We start from the raw sequence: 19,770 nt of genomic DNA on the forward strand, positions 1-19,770 counted from the left end.
TTACGCCCCGTCTGCACTGTCAGTTTCAAGCAATGATTTGATATGCGCGACCAAATCGTCCCGCTTTACGCTAACCTGCGCCGGGCGCGCTGCGCGCCATTCAGCATTGTCTGTGATTTCAAGCGAGGCCAACTTGCCCGCCACCAAATCTTTGACCTGCACAACGCCCGCTTCGCGTTCTTGAGAACCTTCAATGATCGCCGCTGGCGCGTTGCGCTTGTCCGCATATTTCATTTGCTTGGCCATGTTCTTGGACGCGCCCAGATAAAGCTCGGCGCGAATGCCAGCTTTGCGCAAATCTGACACCATGGCTTGGTAAGAAGCGATTTGGTCTTTGTCCATAATCAGCACGACAACTGGGCCTTGCTTTTCAGTAACATCCAATTCGCCGACCAATTGCAAGGCATGGGCCAAACGGCTTACGCCAATCGAGAATCCTGTCGCAGGAACAGGTTCTGGCCGGAAACGCGACACAAGGCCATCATAACGACCACCGCCGCCAACAGACCCAAACACAACGGTTTGGCCCTTTTCATTGGTTACGGGAAAGGTCAACTCAGCTTCAAAAACCGGCCCGGTATAATATTCAAGTCCGCGCACAACGGAGGGGTCGATGTTGATCTTGTCGCGGCCATATCCGGCGGCATCGAACAGGGCTTGCATTTCTTTGAGTTCTGCAACCCCTGCTTCCCCAACTTCGTTGCCTTCAACTTGCTTGGCCAGCACGTCAAACATTTGACCCGCGTCTGCGTCAGCAGTCACGTAAGCGAGAATGCGCGCGATTTGTACCGCATCCAAACCAGCGCCGTCAGTGAAATCACCACTTTCGTCTTTACGTCCAGCGCCAAGCAAAAGTTTTACGCCCTCTTCGCCCAAACGATCCATCTTGTCGATTGCGCGCAATACGATCAGCGCTTTTTCGGGTTGATCGGCGAGACCAGCAGCGGCCAACACACCATCAAGCACTTTGCGGTTATTGACACGAATGATGAATTTGCCACCTAGGCCCAATTCATCCATCACATCGGCCATCATCATGCACATTTCAGCATCCGCTGCCGGGTCAGGCGCACCAACGCTATCCGCATCGAACTGCATGAATTGGCGGAAACGGCCCGGCCCTGGTTTTTCATTGCGGAACACATAGCCTTGACGGTATGAGCGATAGGGCTTTGGCAATGCGTCATAATTTTGCGCAAAGTAACGTGCGAGTGGCGCTGTCAGATCATAGCGTAGGCTCAGCCATTTTTCATCATCATCTTGCAGCGAGAAAACGCCAGCGTTTGGCCGGTCAGTATCTGGCAAGAATTTGCCCAAGCTTTCGGTGTATTCAAACAAGGGTGTTTCAACAGGGTCAAAACCATAGCGCTCATAGACCGAACGAATGCGATGGAACATTTGCTCTAAGCTCGCGATTTCAACCGCATCACGGTCGACAAAGCCTCGGGGCAAAGTTGGTGCTATTCGTTTGGTTTTCTTGGCCATAATTGCCTCTGAAATGAAAAGAAACTCGCGCGCTTTTTGTGCGCTTCGAGTGGGTTCCTAGCCGATCATGCCATAGGACACAAGTTGGGACATGCCTATTGGCGAAATTCGATGCTTATGCCTAGGCTTATTCCCTAAACAGTTTTGGCTTTGGGGGGGGTGAATTTGGCACGTGCGTTCAATGCTTTTTCACGGCAAAAGCAATCTTCCGTATGGTCATTGACCAGACCCATCGCTTGCATGAAAGCGTAGGCAGTTGTGGGGCCGAAGAATTTCCAGCCGCGCTTTTTCAAGTCTTTGGCCAAATTCTTGGACATTTCGGTTTGCGCGAGCTTGCGCACTTCCGCCTCAGACATTTTGTCGGGCCGCGCGGATGCATCAGGTTCAAACTGCCAAAAATAAGCCGCTAACGTGCCGAACTCTTTTTCAAGTTCAATCGCGCGCGCCGCATTATTGATGGTGGCTTCAATTTTGCCGCGATGGCGCACAATGCCAGCATCTTGCAACAAGCGATCTACATCGTCTGGGCCAAATTGGGCGACTTTGTGGTAATCAAACCCGTCAAATGCTGTGCGAAAATTCTCGCGTTTGCGCAAGATGGTCAGCCAAGACAGGCCCGATTGGAAACCTTCAAGGCACACTTTTTCGAACAGCCGAACATCGTTGTCGACCGGATATCCCCACTCGGTGTCATGGTATTGCATGTACATTTCATCGTTGCTTCCCCAGAAACAACGGCCAACATATTCGTTCATTGTTATATTTAACTGTTGCAATCTTTTTGATTTTGGCTAAATTCTGACGGCAGTTCATTAACATTCACGTTAAGTGAGATTTAGTTTTGTCAAGTCAAGCGACCAAATCACCACACCAACTGAAAGTATTGATTGTCGATGACAATCAATATGCATGTGCGTTGGCCACAGCACAACTTAAAAAGCTCGGCATTGGCGAAACCAAGAGTGTGTCTTCAGGCGCCGAGGCTTTGCTGCAATTGATGGAGCAAGACTATGATGTTTTGCTGACCGATTGGTATATGCCTGATGTTTCTGGTGCCGGACTTTTGGGCGTTGTGCGGGACAAACGCTTTAAGGGCAACAGCAACATTGCTGTGGTTGTTATGACCGCCTATGCCAGCAGTGACAACATTGAACGTGCGCTGGCATTGGGCGCTGATGAAGTGGTGATCAAACCTGCAAACGGCACGGACCTTGGCAAGGCAATCGCCAAGGCCCTCACAAGAAAACAACCGCATTCAGACGCGCCAGCAAATGATGAAATTGGCCAAATGGATGATGACGATAATGATGATTTCGCGCTCCTCTAGCCAATTCGTTTATCGTTCGTAAACCATTCTTGCTAAGCCCTTACTTACCAAGCTTTTTCACCGTTTATTCTTGGTGATCGCCTATTATTTATCTCAAATTGTAGCTGCAGGCATTTGTTTGCAAGCAAAGTGCGAGTGTAAGTAATGCGTAAGTTCTTGATGCTGTTGCCCGCCATTGTTGGTGCGTTTGTTTTGACCATGTCAGGGATTGCCAATGCAGGCGATGGGCTGGTCAAATCCAAGAACAGATTCGGCCAAACAATATATGTGGCTGCGCCTGAAGGCATGAGCGTGACCAAAGGCACGCCCAAGAATATGCTCCAAGTCCAAAATAAGTTTGGCCAGCGTCCCGAATTATTACGGCAGGTTGTTGCATATAATAGTGAATATGCAAAAGGCACGATCGTTGTTGATACCGACGCGCGCTTTTTATATCTGGTGCTGAGCGGCGGTCGCGCCCTGCGTTATGGCGTGGGTGTCGCCAGATCGGGATTTGAATGGTCCGGCACGCATAAAATCACGGCAAAACGCGAATGGCCGGGCTGGACGCCGCCCGCAGAGATGCGCAAACGGGACCCAAGTTTGCCAGCCTATATGCCCGGGGGGATCGACAATCCATTGGGCGCGCGGGCGCTTTATATCGGCAACACGCTTTATCGTTTGCATGGCACAGCACAACCTTGGACGATAGGTGAAAAAGTCTCGTCTGGATGTATTCGGCTTACGAACGAAGACATTAAGGATTTGTACACAAGAGTTTCAATTGGTGCGCGCGTGGTTGTGACTTAATTTACCTTTAACGGGCAAAATTGCGGTCGAATATTCAACAAATTTGGCCAATCAAATGAAGTTCATTCTCTCACGAATTAAACAGTTTGGGCGCGACGAAAGTGGCGCTTTTGCGGTGATTTTTGGCGTAATAGCCATTGTATTGATTGCCACGGGCGGCTCTGCGGTGGATTTTGTCAATATCCAGCAAGCCCGAAAAACCACTCAGATTAGCCTTGATGCAACTGTATTGGCGTTGCAGCCAGAAATCTACAAGAAAAGTATGGGATGGATTAAGAACCGGGCAAACGATTTGGTTGAAGAGAGCCTTGCTGGCACAGACGTTGCCATGTCAATAGAAACTGTCCAAATCGACAAGGATGCAGGTCGGCTATATATTAGCGCAAGTATTTCGCGCCCTACCCTGTTCGTTAAACTGGTTGGCATCAATCAAATGAGCGCATTGCTTATTTCAGAGGCGACCCGCGCAAAAAACCTACTTGAGGTTGTTATGGTGCTCGATAATTCTGGGTCGATGCAATCCTACGGTCGAATGACCGCGCTAAAAGACGCGGCCACGCTTGCGGTTGATACTCTGTCGGGCGGCGAGAGCACCCCTGACAAGGTTTTTATTGGCCTTGTTCCTTTCACCCAATATGTCAATATCGGCAACAGCAATCGCAAGGCAAAAGGCGTTGACACAAACGGGCAATCCCCTTTGAGTTGGGACAATTTTGATGATGATAACAATCCTTCAACCGGGCACGACACAACGAACCCAAGTGATCGATTGAACAGGCTGGCAAAATATGCCGCCATTCCAAACGCCAGCTGGAAAGGCTGTGTTGAGGCGCGCTCCCACGACACCAGCAAACCTGAAGCTAGTCGACTTGATGTGAATGATGTTGAGCCAAGTTATAGTTCTGTCCCCGGGTATGACTATGGCGAAACCCTGTTCGTACCGGTTTTTGAACCTGATTTGCCTGATTGGAGCTATTGGAACCAACGTGGCTACATGCGCGACATCAAAGGTGGGTGCAGCTGGAACAATAGTGATCGTGTGCGGCAGGAAAAAGAGTGCAAATATAACGGCCAATGGGTTGATTATGGCAGCGGAGAAAACGGCGATGGCCCGAACGCTGGTTGTGGCGACGCGGAAGTCTTACCCCTCACCAACAAAATGTCGGATGTAAAATCCGGCATCAACGCAATGGTCGCAGAAGGTGGCACAAACATCCACCAAGGCGCAATTTGGGGATTGCGTGTCCTTTCGCCCACCGCGCCGTTTACTGAGGGTGTTGGGTATAATGAGGGTGCCAGCAAAGTCATGATTTTGATGACCGACGGGGCGAACTATGCGTCGCAATGGGGCAATTTCAACGGTGCCTACTACTATAGCGCGTATGGATGGCCCTATAATGGTCGATTGGGCGGCGTCGGCTGGTCAAACTACAGTACCATCAAGGAAATGGACAAACGCACAAAACTTTCTTGCGAGCGCGCCAAAGATGCTGGTATCGAAGTTTATACAATCGGCCTAAGCATTTCCTCGACCTCAAGTAACGGCAAGATGCTGTCGGCGTGCGCCACAAGTTCGTCGCACGATTTCTTCCCCAATAGCACAACCGAACTCAAAGACACATTTGAGACAATCGCGGACCAGCTTTCCGATCTACGGATTTCCAAATAGGTCATTGTTGCAATGTGTATTTCGGGGAAGTGGTACCGCCTCCCCGGTTTGAACGGGGGACCCCTAGTTCCACAAACTAGTGCTCTAACCAACTGAGCTAAGGCGGCATAACCAATTTTGTGCGCCGATACATACGGCGCACCCGGCGTGTTTGCAAGAGTGCTTTTGCGCCAAATTACATTTTTTTCCACACCTTGACCATCTTAACCATGAAACCGGACTGTTTGGGTTCAAAACACGGTTTTTATGGACCAATCCTGTCATGCGCGATATTTAAATATAGGTAAACAAGTGTGCCGATCTGTTTCAATTTGGCACAAGGAAGTATGAGTAGCTATGCACCAGGACTGGATTTACACCAATGTTGGACAACGCGTATTGAGTTATGCGCTTGATCCGCGTCCTGTTTGGTTCTGGAACGAGGACGGCAGCGAACTCATTTGGCGCAATCTGGCGGCCAAATTGTTCCGCTCCAAATTCAAGAAAAAGGGTCTGAAATTTTTGCCAGGCCCGGTGCCGCTGAAGGGTCAAGTGACCCGCCTGATCCGTCTTGGTCACGATGGCCGCGCTTCAATTTCGCGTATGCGTTTTCAAATGGGCAAAAAGCCAGTTTCGGCAACTTGCTCTTGTGTGCCTTTGAGTAATCAGGACGGCACAATCGGTCTCCTTGTCATCTCCACCGATGCGATAGATTTTGGGCTATTCGATGGCGACGCGTTTGCACTGGTTGCCAATGAGCAATTATTCACTCCGGCGCAAGATTATGTGATCCTAAACGCTGAAAACGAAATTGTTGCTGGTGGCACAGCTTCGGGCGATCAGGACGCACTGCAAGCCCTTGTGACAACTTCGTTTGCAGACCTGACGAAAGCAAGTTCGCTTGAAGTCAGTTTGAAAGCCGGTGCGACATTGTTGATGCTTGATCTGCACGCACTTGCTCCTGCACCTCAGGTCTTGGAAGTAACCGAACTTGATACAGGGAATGTCACACATTCGGATAACACTACATCACAAGAAGAGGACACGGTCGAGGACGACACTTACGATTTACCTCATCTGGAAACGCTTGATATTGTTGCTAAAGAGACAACTGATCAATCAGACAGCGATCAAACGATCGAGGCCGACGACACGCCGCTACAAGTAAATGAAAACGCCAATCCAGCGCCGTCTGCCCTCACTGAACTGATCGACCATTTATACAATTCGAATGACAACATCACCACCTCAGAATTAGAAGACCCTGATCTTTTGGCTGAAAACAGGATCGATCCCGACGAGGATTTTTCAGATCCAGACGATTTTGAAGTCGACAAGACTGTAAACACTGATTTGAAGGATATCGATATAGAGCAGACCGACGAACCTTTGGGCGCGGTCCGCGAGGAAATGATAGCGCTTGACGATGGCGAAGCCGAACAGGATGCAAATTTGGGTTTGTGGAGCATCAGCGCAAGCCATGTCATGCGTGAGGCTGACCAGGGCGTGCTGGATGGGGAAAAAATCACCCAGGACAAAACCACAAAATACAATTTTGATGAATTGTCGCGCATTTTGCACGAGCGCGTAAACACAGAGGATAGCCGCAAGTCAAAGGACGCAACCAGCGTTGCGAGCGATACAAAGCCGACCCCGGCTAATATCGAACCGGGCAAAGTTGTTTCAATGAATTCAAAACAGCAACTCAAAACAACGGGCACATCTTCGTTGGTGGCGCTGAGCGACGAAGCACTTGTGTTAAACAAGTTGCCTTTGGGTATTTTGATTTTCAGAGATCAAGAACTTTTGTTCGCCAATCGATCAATGGCAGACCTTGCGGGATACAACACCACCAATGATTTGCGTGACGCTGGTTTGGATGCGATTTTGCCACGTGCCGATGATGCTGGTGACAATTTTGGGCCAGTTGCCAAAATTCAGCGCCAAGATGGCGAAACCGTTGATGTTGTTGCCCGCTTGCAAACAACGGTATGGCAGGGCCAAAATTGCTACATGCTCACGGCTCGTGAAGAGCAAACATCGCGGAACAATAATGGCATTATCGCGCAGGAGCGCGACGGCGCTGGGATCGAATTCGCCAAAATTGCGGCTGCATTAGGCAACGGTTATATCCAGTTTAATCGCGCGGGTTATGTTCTGGATATGGACGCAGAGGGCAGTCGTTTGTTTGGGCCGTCCATTGACCTGCTGCGCAATCGGCCAATCCTTGAATATGTTTCAGCCGACACGCGCGGCGCATATCTTAATGTGCTCGCCGGGGAGACAGACATTGGCACCATCAGGGTATTTGCTGGCGCCGAGCATTGCGAGATAAAGCTGTTTTTGTCAGACGCAGAAGATCCATCCAGTTCGGTATTTGGCCTGTTGTCCGCTGAAAAAGCAGATCAAGCACAAATCGACCACCAAAAAGACGAGCTGAACAGCGTCTTGCCGATCTTAAGTCGGGAAATTCGCCGACCTTTGGCCTCCATTGCAGGCTTCAATAGCCTGATGAAGGATGAAGCTTATGGGCCGGTGGAGAATGATCGATATAAGGAATATATTGGCGACATTCAGACAGCAACCCGGCAAATTGAACAAGTGATTGGTGAGATTGACGACCTTAGCCGCCTCAATATTGGCGAAATGGAAATCTCGAATAACAAGATAGACTTGGGCCTGTTGCTGAGCCGTTGCATCGTGCGCATCCGGGGACAAGCCAACGCGCAACAAGTTTTCGTGCGCAGCGCCATCCCCGAAACAAGTTATTTTGTTGAGGCCGACGAAAAACTGCTCACCCAGACGATCATGAATTTGCTGGCGAGTGCTGTGACCCTGACCCCAGCGGGCGGCAATGTGGTGTTGAGCGCTGTGCGTGATGACAAGGACGATTTGATGATCCATGTGCGCGATATGGGAGAGCACGGCCAAGACAGGCACGAACAGTTTATCGTTTATCATGAGCCTGAAGGCAACGACCATATGCCGGCCGACTTTGTGCGTTCTGGCGTTGGACTTTCGCTTACTCACGCCTTGGCCAAAGCCAATTCGTTTTCACTATCTCTTGACCAAGTTGGACGCACGGGCATGTTGATGGAACTTGCGATTCCCGCTGATCGGGTTACGGGAACACTAAACTAACTGCGACATTTTGACGCACCCATCAACTTTAACGCGGTAAGCCGAATTACTTAAATATATAGAGTTTTCTACTCCAGTTTAGAATAGTTCCAAAAACATCCCGCAAAATGGGCGTTTTGACTTGACCACTACCGTTGACGGGCGCGCAAAAAACCAACAAAACCGCTGCAACGGAGGGAAACAATTCCTCATAGCACTGGAGTATAAAATGAACTTTTCCAAATCGCTTGCCGCCACTTTGATTGCAGGTACATCTTTTTTTGGCGCGGTTGCTGTTGCCGAAGAAATCAATGTGTATAGCTACCGTCAGCCCGAACTTTTAAAGCCACTAACAGACGCTTTTGAAGCACAAACCGGCATTAAAACAAACGTTTTGTTTGCCAAAAATGGTCTTGTAGATCGGTTGAGTTCTGAGGGTCAAAATTCGCCAGCTGACATATTGCTCACCGTTGATGTTGGGCGTTTGGATGCGATGAAAAAGGCTGACATTTGGCAACCAATTCCTACAGATTTGACGTCAGTTTTGCCATCGAATTTTGTTGATCCGGATGGGGCTTGGGTTGCATTATCAGCGCGCGCGCGGATTTTCTATGTGTCGCGAGACCGTGTCGATGAGACTGCCATGACCTACGAAGACCTTGCTGATCCAAAATGGAAAGGCCGCGTGTGCACACGTTCAGGCCAACATTCTTATACCATTGGCTTGGTTGCCGCACAGATTGCTAATTATGGCGAAGAAACAACTAAAACATGGCTTGAAGGGGTTCGTGACAATCTCGCGCGCAAGCCAACTGGCAATGACCGTGCGCAAGTCAAAGCAATCTTTTCCGGCGAATGCGACATTGCAATCGGCAACACCTATTATATGGGCAAAATGGTCACCAATGAGGAAGAACCTGAGCAAAAAGACTGGGCCGCATCTGTACGCCTAATTTACCCTGATGCCGAAAACAGCAAAACCCATGTCAACATTACCGGTGCTGGATTGGCGAAAAATGCACCTAACCTTGAGAATGCCAAAAAATTCATAGCGTTCTTGTTGTCGGAACAGGCGCAGTCAATCTACGCAGAAACTAACTTTGAGTTTCCTGTTGTACCAGGCGTTGCGTCATCTGACTTGGTTGCAAGCTGGGGTGAACTGAAAGCTGACGATCTGGCTTTGGTGGCGATTGCAGACAAGCGCGACGACGCCAGCAAATTGGTGGACGAAGTCAAGTTTGACGAAGGTCCACAAAACTAGGCTTTGCACTAACCCCAAATCCGCTATACCAAGAAGCGTAAATGTGGATTTGATTGGAGAAGAATGATCGCTGGTCAAAGCGACAAAGCTCACAACTTTCTAACAGGCGCGCTTTCGCGCCTGTCTTTTGTTGAGCTCGCGGTCATTTTCTTGATGGCGTTGCCCACCCTTGCACTTGGCTGGTTAGCGCTTGGTGCTTTTGGCACCGAAGGTGGCCTTTTCTCGCGCATGCTGCCCGTCGCCTTGCGCGAGACAGGCCTTTTGCTGTTACTGGTCGGCGTTTTCACAGGTTTCATCGGCCTATTTAGCGCTTGGCTTGTGTCCAATTTTGAGTTTCCGGGCCGCAAATTGTTCGAGTGGGCTTTCATTCTCCCCATCGCCATTCCCACATATATTTCTGCCTATGCCTGGGTTGAAGTGATGGACTTTACAGGCCCGCTGCAGACCGCGATCCGCATGATGACCGGGGCAACGTCTGTGCAGGATTATTGGTTTCCAGATTTTCGCACCATTGGCGGCGCAGCCTTTGTGATGAGCCTTGTGCTTTATCCGTATGTCTATTTGAGTTGCCGCGCGTTCTTTTTGATGCAATCGGGTGTGCTGGTTGCCGCCAGTCGCACCCTTGGTGCCGGCCCATGGCGCACGTTCCGCGATGTGATATTGCCGCTGGCGCGCCCGGCCTTAATCGTTGGGGTTTCACTTGCCCTAATGGAAGTGATCAACGACGTAGGCGCGGTGGAATTTTTCGGCGTGAACACAATAACCGCCATAGTTTATGCCACTTGGCTCAACCAGTCCAACTTGCCCGGTGCCGCACAGTTGGCGGTCACCACGGTGGTGATTATTGCGGGCCTGATTTGGCTAGAACAACATGAGCGGCGCAAACTTGACTATCTGACTAAACGCGATAGCCGCGTCCCCCCTTCACGTTTGAAACTGCCGCCAATGGTTGCGATCGGCGCGTTAGCATTTTGTGCCATCATCGTCGGCCTTGGGTTTCTGGTCCCCGTTGCTGAACTGCTTTCCACCGCCATGGTGCGGGTGATTCGCGGCGCGGTTGGCGTCGAAATATTTGAAGCACTTTGGACCACTGTTTGGTTGGCCCTGGTCGGCGCCACAATTTGTGTGGCAATTGGTTATTTCACCGCCCGGCGCATGGTCAATGCGGACGGCAGCCGCAACATGTCCTATCTTGCGACCTTTGGTTATGCGGTACCAGGTACAGTGCTGGCCATCGGTGTTTTGGTGCCGTTAGGATTTTTGGATGGTGTGATCAACGACGCGACCCGCGCATGGTTCAATGTCACTGTCGGCTTGGTCTTGTCCGGCTCTCCCATCGCCATTCTTTATGCCTATTCGGTGCGATTTTTAACCGTCAGCCACAATTCGCTTGAATCCGCGATGAAAAAACGCGGCGTCAATTTACTTGAGGCTGCGCACGTGTTGGGGTCAAGCCGCTGGCGCTCTCTCATTGAAATTGATTTACCGACTTTGCGCCCAGCGATTGTTGCAGCACTAACGCTCGTGTTTGTTGAATCCATCAAGGAATTACCCGCAACATTGCTGCTGCGGCCGTTGGGTTTGGAAACGTTGTCGACCTATGTTTACGCTGAAGCCAGCCTTGAGAACTTTGAATCCGCCGCTGTACCCGCGCTTTTGATCGTGGCTATCGGGTTGGTGCCCGCCATTTTGGGTGGAAAATTGCAAAGCGGTGAGCGGTAGGGGCGATTGTTTGACCACCCCTCACGCTGAGCCTAACTCATTCAGACTGCCCCCGGATCAGGTCTAGGGATGCCAAAATGGTTCTTGGCCGTCCCGGCCCCCGAGCCGGGACCATCTTTTTTAAAGCCCCCCACCCTTAGTCCCTCCCCACAGAGGGGGAGGGAAAATAGGCATTCGCACTGCGCCGCCGCGCTATCTAAACGTCATTCCTCGTGACCCTCAGGCCAGCATGCGCGGCACGAGCGCGAAAAATGAACCGGGGAAGCCAATGGTGAACGCAATGTACAACACTACTTTGTCCGTCCCGGCCCCCGAGCCGGGACCAAAACTATTGCACCAACACCCGACAGCGGCACAAAAAATGTTTCCCTCCCCCTCTGTGGGGAGGGATTAAGGGAGGGGGGGTATTCATCGCAACGAGACCCCGGATCAGGTCCGGGGAAGCTAAGTAGGTTCGCGGCCCTCCCCAACACCCATCGTACTCCGCATCCGCTATCGTCACCCCTGTCTCCCCCGGGCCAGCATGCGCGGCACGAGCGCGCAATTGAGATCCGAGGGTCCACATGGCACACCGCCCCCAACCAAAGTTGGCTTTTGCTTTTCTTAACATTTCCGATAGAACTAGACTTAGGTCTGACCCACAACAAATCAGGATCGAAGACAGTGCAAATTATTGAAAAACCGTTCAAAAAATCGCTGCTGGCAGCGATGGTGATTGGACTATCGACCATTGGCGCGTTCGCCAGTGAAATTACTGTTGGCATGGTTTTAGAACCGCCACACCTTGATCCAACCGCTGGCGCAGCCGCCGCGATTGATGAAGTGGTTTATGCCAATATATTTGAGGGTCTTACCCGCATTGACCAAAATGGCGCGGTGCAACCTTCGCTTGCCACGTCCTGGACCATTTCTGATGATGGAATGACCTATATATTTTCGCTAAAAACAGGTGCAACATTCCACGACGGCACTGGCTTTGACGCAGACGATGTGGTGTTCACATTTAACCGCGCCCGCGCAGCTGACAGTACCAATGCGCAAAAGGGCATCTTTGCCCCGATCACGTCAGTAAACGCTGTTGGCCCTGCAACAGTTGAGATCAAGATCGCCCAACCACAAGGCGACTTCTTGTTCAACATTGGTCGAGGCGACGCGGTTATTGTTGCACCCGAAAGCGCAGACACAAACCAGTCAAACCCTGTTGGCACCGGCCCATTCAAATTTGTGCGTTGGGACCAAGGCAGCCGCGTAATTTTAGAAAAGAACGCCAATTACAAAGGCAAATCCGTTGCACTTGATAAGGCAACTTTCGTGTTCATTTCAGACCCGAACGCCGCACAGAACGCCATGTTGGCGGGGGAAGTTGACGGCTTTGCCAATTTCCCCGCACCAGAGGCGCTGACTATCTTTGAAGCGGATCCGCGCTTTCAAGTGGTGCGCGGTTCAACTGAAGGCGAAACCATTTTATCAACCAATAATGGCAAAGCGCCGTTCAACAAGTTGAAAGTGCGCCAAGCAATTGCCCACGTGCTCGATCGGCAAGCGATCATTGATGGCGCGATGTTTGGCTATGGCACGCCAATTGGCAGCCATTTTGCCCCGCACCATCCGTTTTATGTCGATCTCCTTAACACCTATCCGCGTGACATTGAGAAAGCAAAAGCTTTGTTGGCAGAGGCGGGATATCCTGACGGCTTTAAAGCCACGATCAAACTGCCACCGCCAACATATGCGCGTCGTGGCGGTCAAATCATTGCCGCGCAATTGCGTGAGATCGGTATTGAATTAGAACTGATCAACGTGGAATGGGGCCAGTGGCTAGAAGACGTGTTCAAAACCAAAAACTATGATCTTTCAATTGTCAGCCATGTGGAGCCGTTTGATATCGGGATTTACGCGAACCCAGACTATTATTTCCAGTATGACAATGTGGTGTTTCAAGCGATTATTGAGAAGCTCAACGTGACCGCTGACGAAACCAAACGTAAGCAACTAGCGCAGGCTGCTCAGCGTATATTGGCTGAAGATGCTGTGAACGGCTATTTGTTCCAACTGGCCAAAACGGGTGTTTGGAGTGCCAACCTTGAAGGCATGTGGCCAAACTCCCCTGTGGAAGGCAATGATTTGACCGCTGTTCGTTGGACAAATTGAACTTGACTTTGATCTGATTGCAAGGCCGATTGTCCCCTATGATTGGCTTTGCAGCAAAACGTTTATTTGGCGTCGCGGTGACCTTGGTGGTGGCTGCGGCGATCATATTTTTTCTGCTGGATATTCTGCCCGGTGATCCGGCGCGATTCATGCTGGGCATCAACGCAACCGACGACGCGGTGGCCGCATTACGCACCGAATTGGGTCTTGATCAATCCGCCTTTAATCGGTTTTTCATCTGGCTTTTTGGCCTGTTTCGTGGCGACCTTGGCATCAGTTTTTCCCAACGCATGCCCGTATCGCAACTCATGGCAGAGCGCTTGCAAGTTAGCCTGCCCTTGGCGGTTGGCGCGCTCGTGCTTTCCACATTGATCGGTTTGCCCATCGGTATTTTTGCAGCGCAAAATCGCGGCAAGTTAAGCGATAGTTTGGCGATGATTTTAGCACAGGTGGGCATCGCCATTCCCAACTTCTGGTTCGCCATGCTGTTGGTGATCGCCTTCGCGGTGACATGGCGGATATTCCCGCCCGGCGGCTTTGTGCCTTGGGGCGAAAACCCATTGCTCGCCATCAGGTCGCTGGTGCTACCAGCTGTTGCCTTGGCGCTGCCGCAAGCAGCAATCCTAGCGCGGGTCATGCGCACTGCGCTGGTGGATGTGATGCAGGCGGATTATATCCGCACGGCGCGGGCTAAGGGGCTGACAAAGGGTCAAGCCATATGGCGACATGGGGTGCGCAATGCCTTACTTCCGGTGCTGACCATTATGGGATTGCAATTTGCATTCCTGATCGCGGGTACCATCATTGTTGAAAACGTATTCTATTTGCCCGGCCTTGGGCGGTTGATTTTCAGCGCCATTTCCGCCCGCGATTTAATCGTTGTGCGCAGCGCAATATTGGTGCTGGTTGCGATGGTGATTTTGGTGATGTTCTTGGTCGACTTGGCCTATGCGTTGGTTGATCCACGCATTCGCACAGGAGCATCGCGCGATGATGGCTGAACAGTCCACCTTTTCCCGCGCCCTCGCCCACCCCAGTTTCCGGCTCGGTTTGTTCGGCAGTGCGGCGTTCATTCTACTGGCGATAATCTCGTTGATGTGGACACCATACCCAACCGACATTGTGGACATTCCCAATCGGTTTAGCACCTTCAACGCTGCCAATTGGCTTGGCACAGATTATCTGGGGCGCGATCAGCTCTCCCTATTGATGCGGGGCATCGCATCTAGCTTAAAAGTCGCTTTGCTGGCCGTAGCAATCGGTGCGTTAATCGGTGTGCCGTTGGGGCTGGCCGCTGCGGCACACCGGGGATGGCTGGAAGCGATAATTTTGCGGTTCAATGATTTCATTTTCGCCTTCCCTGCCATCATCAGCGCAATCATCATCACCACACTAATCGGCCCCTCAGCGATCAACGCGATGGTGGCGATTGGCATATTCAACATTCCCGTTTTTGCCCGCGTTGCCCGCGGCGGCGCGCTAAGCCTGTGGACGCTTGAATATGTGGACGCGGCCAAATTGTCGGGCCTGTCGAACGCCCAGATCAGCATGCGGCATATCATGCCAAATGTGGCAAGCTTGTTGATTGTGCAAGCGACCATCCAACTTTCACTCGGCATATTGGCCGAAGCGGGGCTGAGCTATATCGGCTTGGGCACCCAGCCGCCCGACACCAGTTTGGGCCTGATGCTGAAAGAAGCGCAAAGCTTCTTTTTCGGTTTCCCGACGCAGGCGATTATTCCGGGTATGTCGATCGTGCTGTTGGTGATCAGTTTCAACCTATTGGGCGATGGTTTGCGTGACACGCTGGACCCGAAGCTCTCAAAAGCCGGAGGCATTGATGTCGCTGGTTGAGGTGAAAAACTTGGTCGTCAGATTCGGCGATTATGAGGTAGTGAAAAATATTTCCCTGTCCATCGCGCCGGGTCAGCGCGTGGGCGTGGTGGGTGAAAGCGGATCAGGCAAAAGCCTCACCGCGCTGGCAATCATTGATCTGCTACCTGATAGCGCGCGCATGCGCGGTCAAATCCTGCGCACTTGGCCCGCCGGGGAGATGGTACGCGGCAGGCATATCGGTATGGTGTTTCAAGAACCTATGACAGCGCTCAATCCTTTGATGCGGGTTGGTGATCAAGTCAAAGAGGCCCTGCATTTGCATCTGCCCAACGTGGATTTTGATGCGCGAATTGCCGAACTATTGGCCGAAGTTGACCTGCCGCAAACTGTTGCCAAACGCTATCCGCACGAGCTCAGCGGCGGGCAACGCCAGCGCATTGGCTTAGCGATTGCTTTGGCGGGCGAACCTGAATTGTTGATTGCGGACGAGCCAACCTCAGCCCTTGATATGATCACCCAGGCGCAAGTGATCGCGCTGATCCGCCGGGTGTGCGACAAACACAATATGGCGCTTTTGTTCATCTCGCACGATTTGGGCGCGGTGGCCGCCCTGTGCGAACATGTGTACGTGCTCGAGAAGGGTAAACATGTGGAAGATGGCCCCACCCAAACGCTGCTCAGTGCACCAAAACAAGCTTATACGCAGCGCTTAATCGCGGCGGCCCGCCCTACCCGTCGTCGCGCCACCGCATTACAAACAGGCAAGCCGATTTTGCAGCTCAACGGGATTTCGCGGCGGTTCCGCCTGCCCAGCCCGTTTTGGGCGCAAAAGCAATATGTGCAAGCCTTGGACGATATCAACCTTGAAATTGGCGAAGCGGAAGTCGTGGGACTAGTGGGGCCTTCGGGCTGTGGCAAAACCACCTTGTCGCGGATTATTGCCGGGCTGCAAACCGCACAACGCGGCACGATCACCTTTGATGGCCACGCCTATGGTCGCCAGTTGGGCATCATGCCAAATAAGGCTCGGCGCGAACTGTCAATGGTATTTCAAGACCCGTTTGGCAGCTTTGACCCGCGCCTTAACATGGCACAATCACTATACGAACCGCTGCATTTAATGCCCGAATTGGGCCACACTGAACGACGCGAACGGGTGCATATTGCGCTTGAACGGGTGGGCCTAGCCCCTGACATGCTGGGCCGGCACCCGCACGCCTTTTCGGGCGGCCAACGCCAACGCCTCGCCATCGCCCGCGCCCTTGTGCTGCGGCCAAAATTGGTGGTGTTGGACGAACCCGTCTCCGCTCTCGACGTCTCCATTCGCGGTGATGTGCTGGCACTGCTGGCCGACCTGCGCGAACGCTACGGCATTGCCTACCTGTTCGTCAGCCACGACCTAGACGTGGTCCGCGCCGTGGCGGATCGAGTGTTGGTGATGGACAAAGGCAAGATCGTCGAGCAAGGCGATGTGGACAATGTGTTTGAGGCGCCACAGGCGGAAATCACACGGCGGTTGTTAGATGCACGGTTATATATATAGGCTCGGATCAGCCTGCGCGGCACGAACGCCATTCAGTTGTCCGGAGAGGCTCAGCGCGCGGGCAGCGTCGCCCCTCATCTGACCGTCCCGGCCCCGAACCGGGATCAAATTCCATGATTCAACAAGCTCACTGTGAGGACAGCCTTGGCCCCCACCCTTAATCCTTCCCCACAAGGGGGAGGGAGGATAGGCCTTCACACTTGCGCCACCTCACTATCCGAGCGTCATCCCCCGTCGCCCTCGGGCAGTATGCGCAGCGCGAACGCCAACCAATTGTCCGGAGAGGCTCAGCGCGCGGACATGCGTCGGCCCTCCTCCAGCTGTCCCGGACTTGATCCGGGACCAGTTCAAAGACACGATCACCCAGCGGCACAACAGAAATGTCTCCCTCCCCCATTTGTGGGGAGGGAATAAGGGTGGGGGGTACTTCACTACAATGAGACCCCGGATCAAGTCCGGGGAAGCCAGAAGGAAATGCTACACTACTCCTTTTGGGGCCGTCCCGGCCCCGAGCCGGGATCAAAATAAAGACACGTCCCCGGCGGCGCGAAAAGATGGAAAGCGCGCAACAAACCCATTAAACTCAACCCATGAGCAACATAATGATTCCTGACGATAACACCCGCCCGGCCGTTCCTGAAGTGCCAGACCTGACCGAACAGCAGCGCCAGCCGATGCGGCATTTGCGGGCTATTCACGAACACCATCGGCGCAATATGCGCATGATGCGGACCATGCTTGAAGGGGTGCAAAAGGGCGACACCAGCGCCAGCGAATTGCACAAACACATCAAGGACAATCCAATTGTTGAAAACTATCGTGTGTTCGGCAATCTGTGCGGGCAGCATTGCCAAATGGTCAATGGGCACCACTCAATTGAGGACGCACACATGTTCCCCGCGCTAGAAGGGCGAGATGGGTCGCTGGACAAAGTGATTGCGCGCCTGCGCGAAGAGCATGAAGTGGTGCATGCCCTGTTGCTGGCGCTGTTGGACGAAGCCGAAAAGTTGATTAACAATCCAGGTGAAGCTCAGTTCAACACCACCGTTGCGGCACATGAACGACTTGAAAAACTACTACTGTCGCACTTCGGCTATGAAGAGGACAGTGTTGGCCCGGCGCTGGGGCTTTACGATATCGGGATTTGAAGCACCTCATTGGCGAACTTATTCCCGCTTGTTATAGTTGAGCTATAATTTAAGCATTGGGAGGGCGCCATGAATGGAATTTTTGAGTATTTTGATTTACAATCCAACGAACGCAAAAAGCAAAAAACAGCACGAGATTTGGGGTTGCAAACCATGGTTGATCCGGCAGCGCCCGGTGCACCAGCCGCGTCAACGCCGCCGACATTTGCGCCCGTTTGGCCGCAATATATTGCGCTTGTATTGGGCATTGTCGCGGACCCGTTTATTAAGAGCTATATTACCAGCAAAAGCTTTGGTTTGGACTTAGGGCAGCTCGGCCCGCTGCTGGCGTTTTCGATTGTCATGGGCATCATGATTTTACCCGGCGTTTACAAAAACAGCTTCGCGCCAGACAAACCAATTTTGGTGCAATTGGCGGCGATCTTTACCGCTGGGGTGGGTTGGCAAACGCTGTTTGAAGCGGCTGCCAAAACCGTGAGTTAGAGCACAATTCGCGCCGCCGTCGCCGCACTGGGACCCCGTTTGGCCCCGGATCAAGCCCGGGGGAAGCCACTGAGTTTGTAGCAACAGGTTTACCAAACCCATAGGCTGTCCCGCACTTGATGCGGGACCATCTTCTTAAGAGCCCCCACCCTTAATCCCTCCCCACAAGGGGGAGGGATTAAGGGTGGGGGGGGTACTTCACTACAATGAGACCCCCGCATTGAGTCCGGGGCGCGACAAGCCTATATCGGCTTACCCTCAGCATCAAATCGGTGCAGGCGGCCCGCCTTCGCTTTGACGCCGATTTTAGTATGGACCTTAACAGGTGCGTTGCCCTCTTGGCGCACTACGAACAAATCTTCCTCACCAATATTGAGGTAAATATATGTATCAGAACCAAGGATTTCAGTATGAACCACTTCGCCTTCCCAATCGCCGCCACTCTCAACAATATCGAGATGTTCAGAGCGGATACCAACAGTGGTGCAGTCAAATTTGGCGGCACGTTGATCCGTCAAAAGGTTCATTTTCGGGGAGCCGATAAAGCCCGCGACGAACAGGCTTTGCGGTGTTTCATATAGCTCCATCGGGGTGCCAACTTGCTGAACGACGCCGTCGCGCAGCACCACAATCCGGTCGGCCATGGTCATCGCTTCCACTTGGTCGTGGGTTACGTAAATCATGGTGGTGCCGGGCAGCTGCTCTTTAAGCCCAGCGATCTCCATACGCATTTTCACGCGTAGCGCCGCATCAAGGTTAGAAAGGGGTTCGTCGAACAGGAAGACTTTAGGATCCCGCACAATGGCGCGGCCAATGGCGACCCGCTGGCGCTGACCGCCGGACAAGGCTTTGGGGAGGCGTTTGAGGTAATCGGTGAGTTGCAGTTTCGCCGCTGCGGCTTCGACCTTTGCCTTAATTTCGGCCTTCGGCAGCTTCTGAATTTTGAGGGAATAAGCCATGTTGTCATAAACCGTCATGTGCGGGTAAAGCGCATAAGACTGGAAGACCATTGCGATGCCGCGTTTGGATGGCGCAACATCGTTGACGACACGTCCGTCAATTTCCAGCTCACCGCCGGTAATGGTTTCAAGCCCCGAAATGGTGCGCAAAAGCGTCGACTTGCCACAACCCGAAGGCCCCACGAACACAATGAATTCACCCGAATTGATTTCGAGATTGATGTCCTTTAACACATGAACTTTGCCATATGACTTATTGAGATTTGTGATCTTAATGTCGGCCATGTTCCCTCCCCTG

General features: G+C 52.2%; 15 protein-coding genes and 1 tRNA gene. 12 read left to right on the forward strand and 4 right to left on the reverse strand.

Going from position 1 to position 19,770, the window contains the following annotated elements:
* Together hisS and ACJAZW_RS06410 are read right to left on the reverse strand one after the other, a co-directional pair.
* On the reverse strand, positions 1–1,485 hold the full coding sequence (hisS, locus tag ACJAZW_RS06405; protein WP_415156219.1) for a histidine--tRNA ligase: 1,485 nt from the start codon (positions 1,483–1,485) through the stop codon (positions 1–3).
* Positions 1,486–1,619: 134 nt separating this feature from the next.
* Positions 1,620–2,240 carry a DNA-3-methyladenine glycosylase I gene (locus tag ACJAZW_RS06410; RefSeq protein WP_415156221.1) on the reverse strand — a complete coding sequence of 207 codons (621 nt, stop codon included), beginning with the start codon at positions 2,238–2,240 and terminating at the stop codon, positions 1,620–1,622.
* Positions 2,241–2,326: 86 nt separating this feature from the next.
* Here ACJAZW_RS06410 and ACJAZW_RS06415 point away from each other — a divergent pair, with 86 nt between their 5' ends.
* From ACJAZW_RS06415 to ACJAZW_RS06425, 3 genes are all read left to right on the forward strand, one after another.
* Complete coding sequence (locus ACJAZW_RS06415) at positions 2,327–2,812, forward strand: response regulator (protein WP_415156223.1); 486 nt, start codon at positions 2,327–2,329, stop codon at positions 2,810–2,812.
* Between the two features lie 144 nt (positions 2,813–2,956).
* On the forward strand, positions 2,957–3,601 hold the full coding sequence (locus ACJAZW_RS06420) for a L,D-transpeptidase (protein ID WP_415156225.1): 645 nt from the start codon (positions 2,957–2,959) through the stop codon (positions 3,599–3,601).
* Positions 3,602–3,656: 55 nt separating this feature from the next.
* Positions 3,657–5,270, forward strand: a complete 1,614-nt coding sequence (locus ACJAZW_RS06425; RefSeq protein WP_415156227.1) for a hypothetical protein — start codon at positions 3,657–3,659, stop codon at positions 5,268–5,270.
* 30 nt (positions 5,271–5,300) lie between these two features.
* On the opposite strand, the gene ACJAZW_RS06430 is transcribed toward ACJAZW_RS06425, so the two are convergent.
* Positions 5,301–5,377, reverse strand: a tRNA-His gene (locus ACJAZW_RS06430).
* Positions 5,378–5,606: 229 nt separating this feature from the next.
* Between ACJAZW_RS06430 and ACJAZW_RS06435 the strand changes: the two genes are divergently transcribed.
* The 9 genes from ACJAZW_RS06435 (at position 5,607) to ACJAZW_RS06475 (ending at position 18,513) form a co-directional block, all read left to right on the forward strand.
* The gene (locus ACJAZW_RS06435; RefSeq protein ID WP_415156229.1) at positions 5,607–8,390 is read left to right on the forward strand and encodes a sensor histidine kinase; all 2,784 of its coding nucleotides are present in this window, start codon (positions 5,607–5,609) and stop codon (positions 8,388–8,390) included.
* A gap of 208 nt (positions 8,391–8,598) precedes the next feature.
* Positions 8,599–9,630, forward strand: coding sequence for an extracellular solute-binding protein (locus ACJAZW_RS06440; protein WP_415156231.1), 1,032 nt, complete (start codon positions 8,599–8,601; stop codon positions 9,628–9,630).
* A gap of 63 nt (positions 9,631–9,693) precedes the next feature.
* Entirely contained in the window at positions 9,694–11,352 is a 1,659-nt protein-coding gene (locus tag ACJAZW_RS06445; RefSeq protein WP_415156233.1) for an ABC transporter permease, read from the forward strand.
* Positions 11,353–12,060: 708 nt separating this feature from the next.
* Positions 12,061–13,503 (forward strand): ABC transporter substrate-binding protein, encoded by a 1,443-nt coding sequence (locus ACJAZW_RS06450; RefSeq protein WP_415156265.1) that lies wholly within the window; start codon positions 12,061–12,063, stop codon positions 13,501–13,503.
* 38 nt (positions 13,504–13,541) lie between these two features.
* Entirely contained in the window at positions 13,542–14,504 is a 963-nt protein-coding gene (locus tag ACJAZW_RS06455; protein WP_415156235.1) for an ABC transporter permease, read from the forward strand.
* Positions 14,494–15,357, forward strand: coding sequence for an ABC transporter permease (locus ACJAZW_RS06460; protein WP_415156237.1), 864 nt, complete (start codon positions 14,494–14,496; stop codon positions 15,355–15,357). Before ACJAZW_RS06455 ends, ACJAZW_RS06460 begins: the two co-directional genes overlap by 11 nt.
* Entirely contained in the window at positions 15,344–16,882 is a 1,539-nt protein-coding gene (locus tag ACJAZW_RS06465) for a dipeptide ABC transporter ATP-binding protein (RefSeq protein WP_415156239.1), read from the forward strand. Before ACJAZW_RS06460 ends, ACJAZW_RS06465 begins: the two co-directional genes overlap by 14 nt.
* Before the next feature lie 602 nt (positions 16,883–17,484).
* Entirely contained in the window at positions 17,485–18,030 is a 546-nt protein-coding gene (locus tag ACJAZW_RS06470; protein WP_415156241.1) for a hemerythrin domain-containing protein, read from the forward strand.
* A 69-nt stretch (positions 18,031–18,099) separates the two neighbouring features.
* Positions 18,100–18,513 (forward strand): hypothetical protein, encoded by a 414-nt coding sequence (locus tag ACJAZW_RS06475; RefSeq protein WP_415156243.1) that lies wholly within the window; start codon positions 18,100–18,102, stop codon positions 18,511–18,513.
* 242 nt (positions 18,514–18,755) lie between these two features.
* Here the strand turns inward: ACJAZW_RS06475 and ACJAZW_RS06480 are convergent, their stop codons facing one another.
* The gene (locus ACJAZW_RS06480; protein WP_415156245.1) at positions 18,756–19,757 is read right to left on the reverse strand and encodes an ABC transporter ATP-binding protein; all 1,002 of its coding nucleotides are present in this window, start codon (positions 19,755–19,757) and stop codon (positions 18,756–18,758) included.
* Between the last annotated feature and the right edge of the window lie 13 nt (positions 19,758–19,770).

The organism is Maritalea sp., from assembly GCF_047634455.1.
Lineage (GTDB): Bacteria > Pseudomonadota > Alphaproteobacteria > Rhizobiales > Devosiaceae > Maritalea.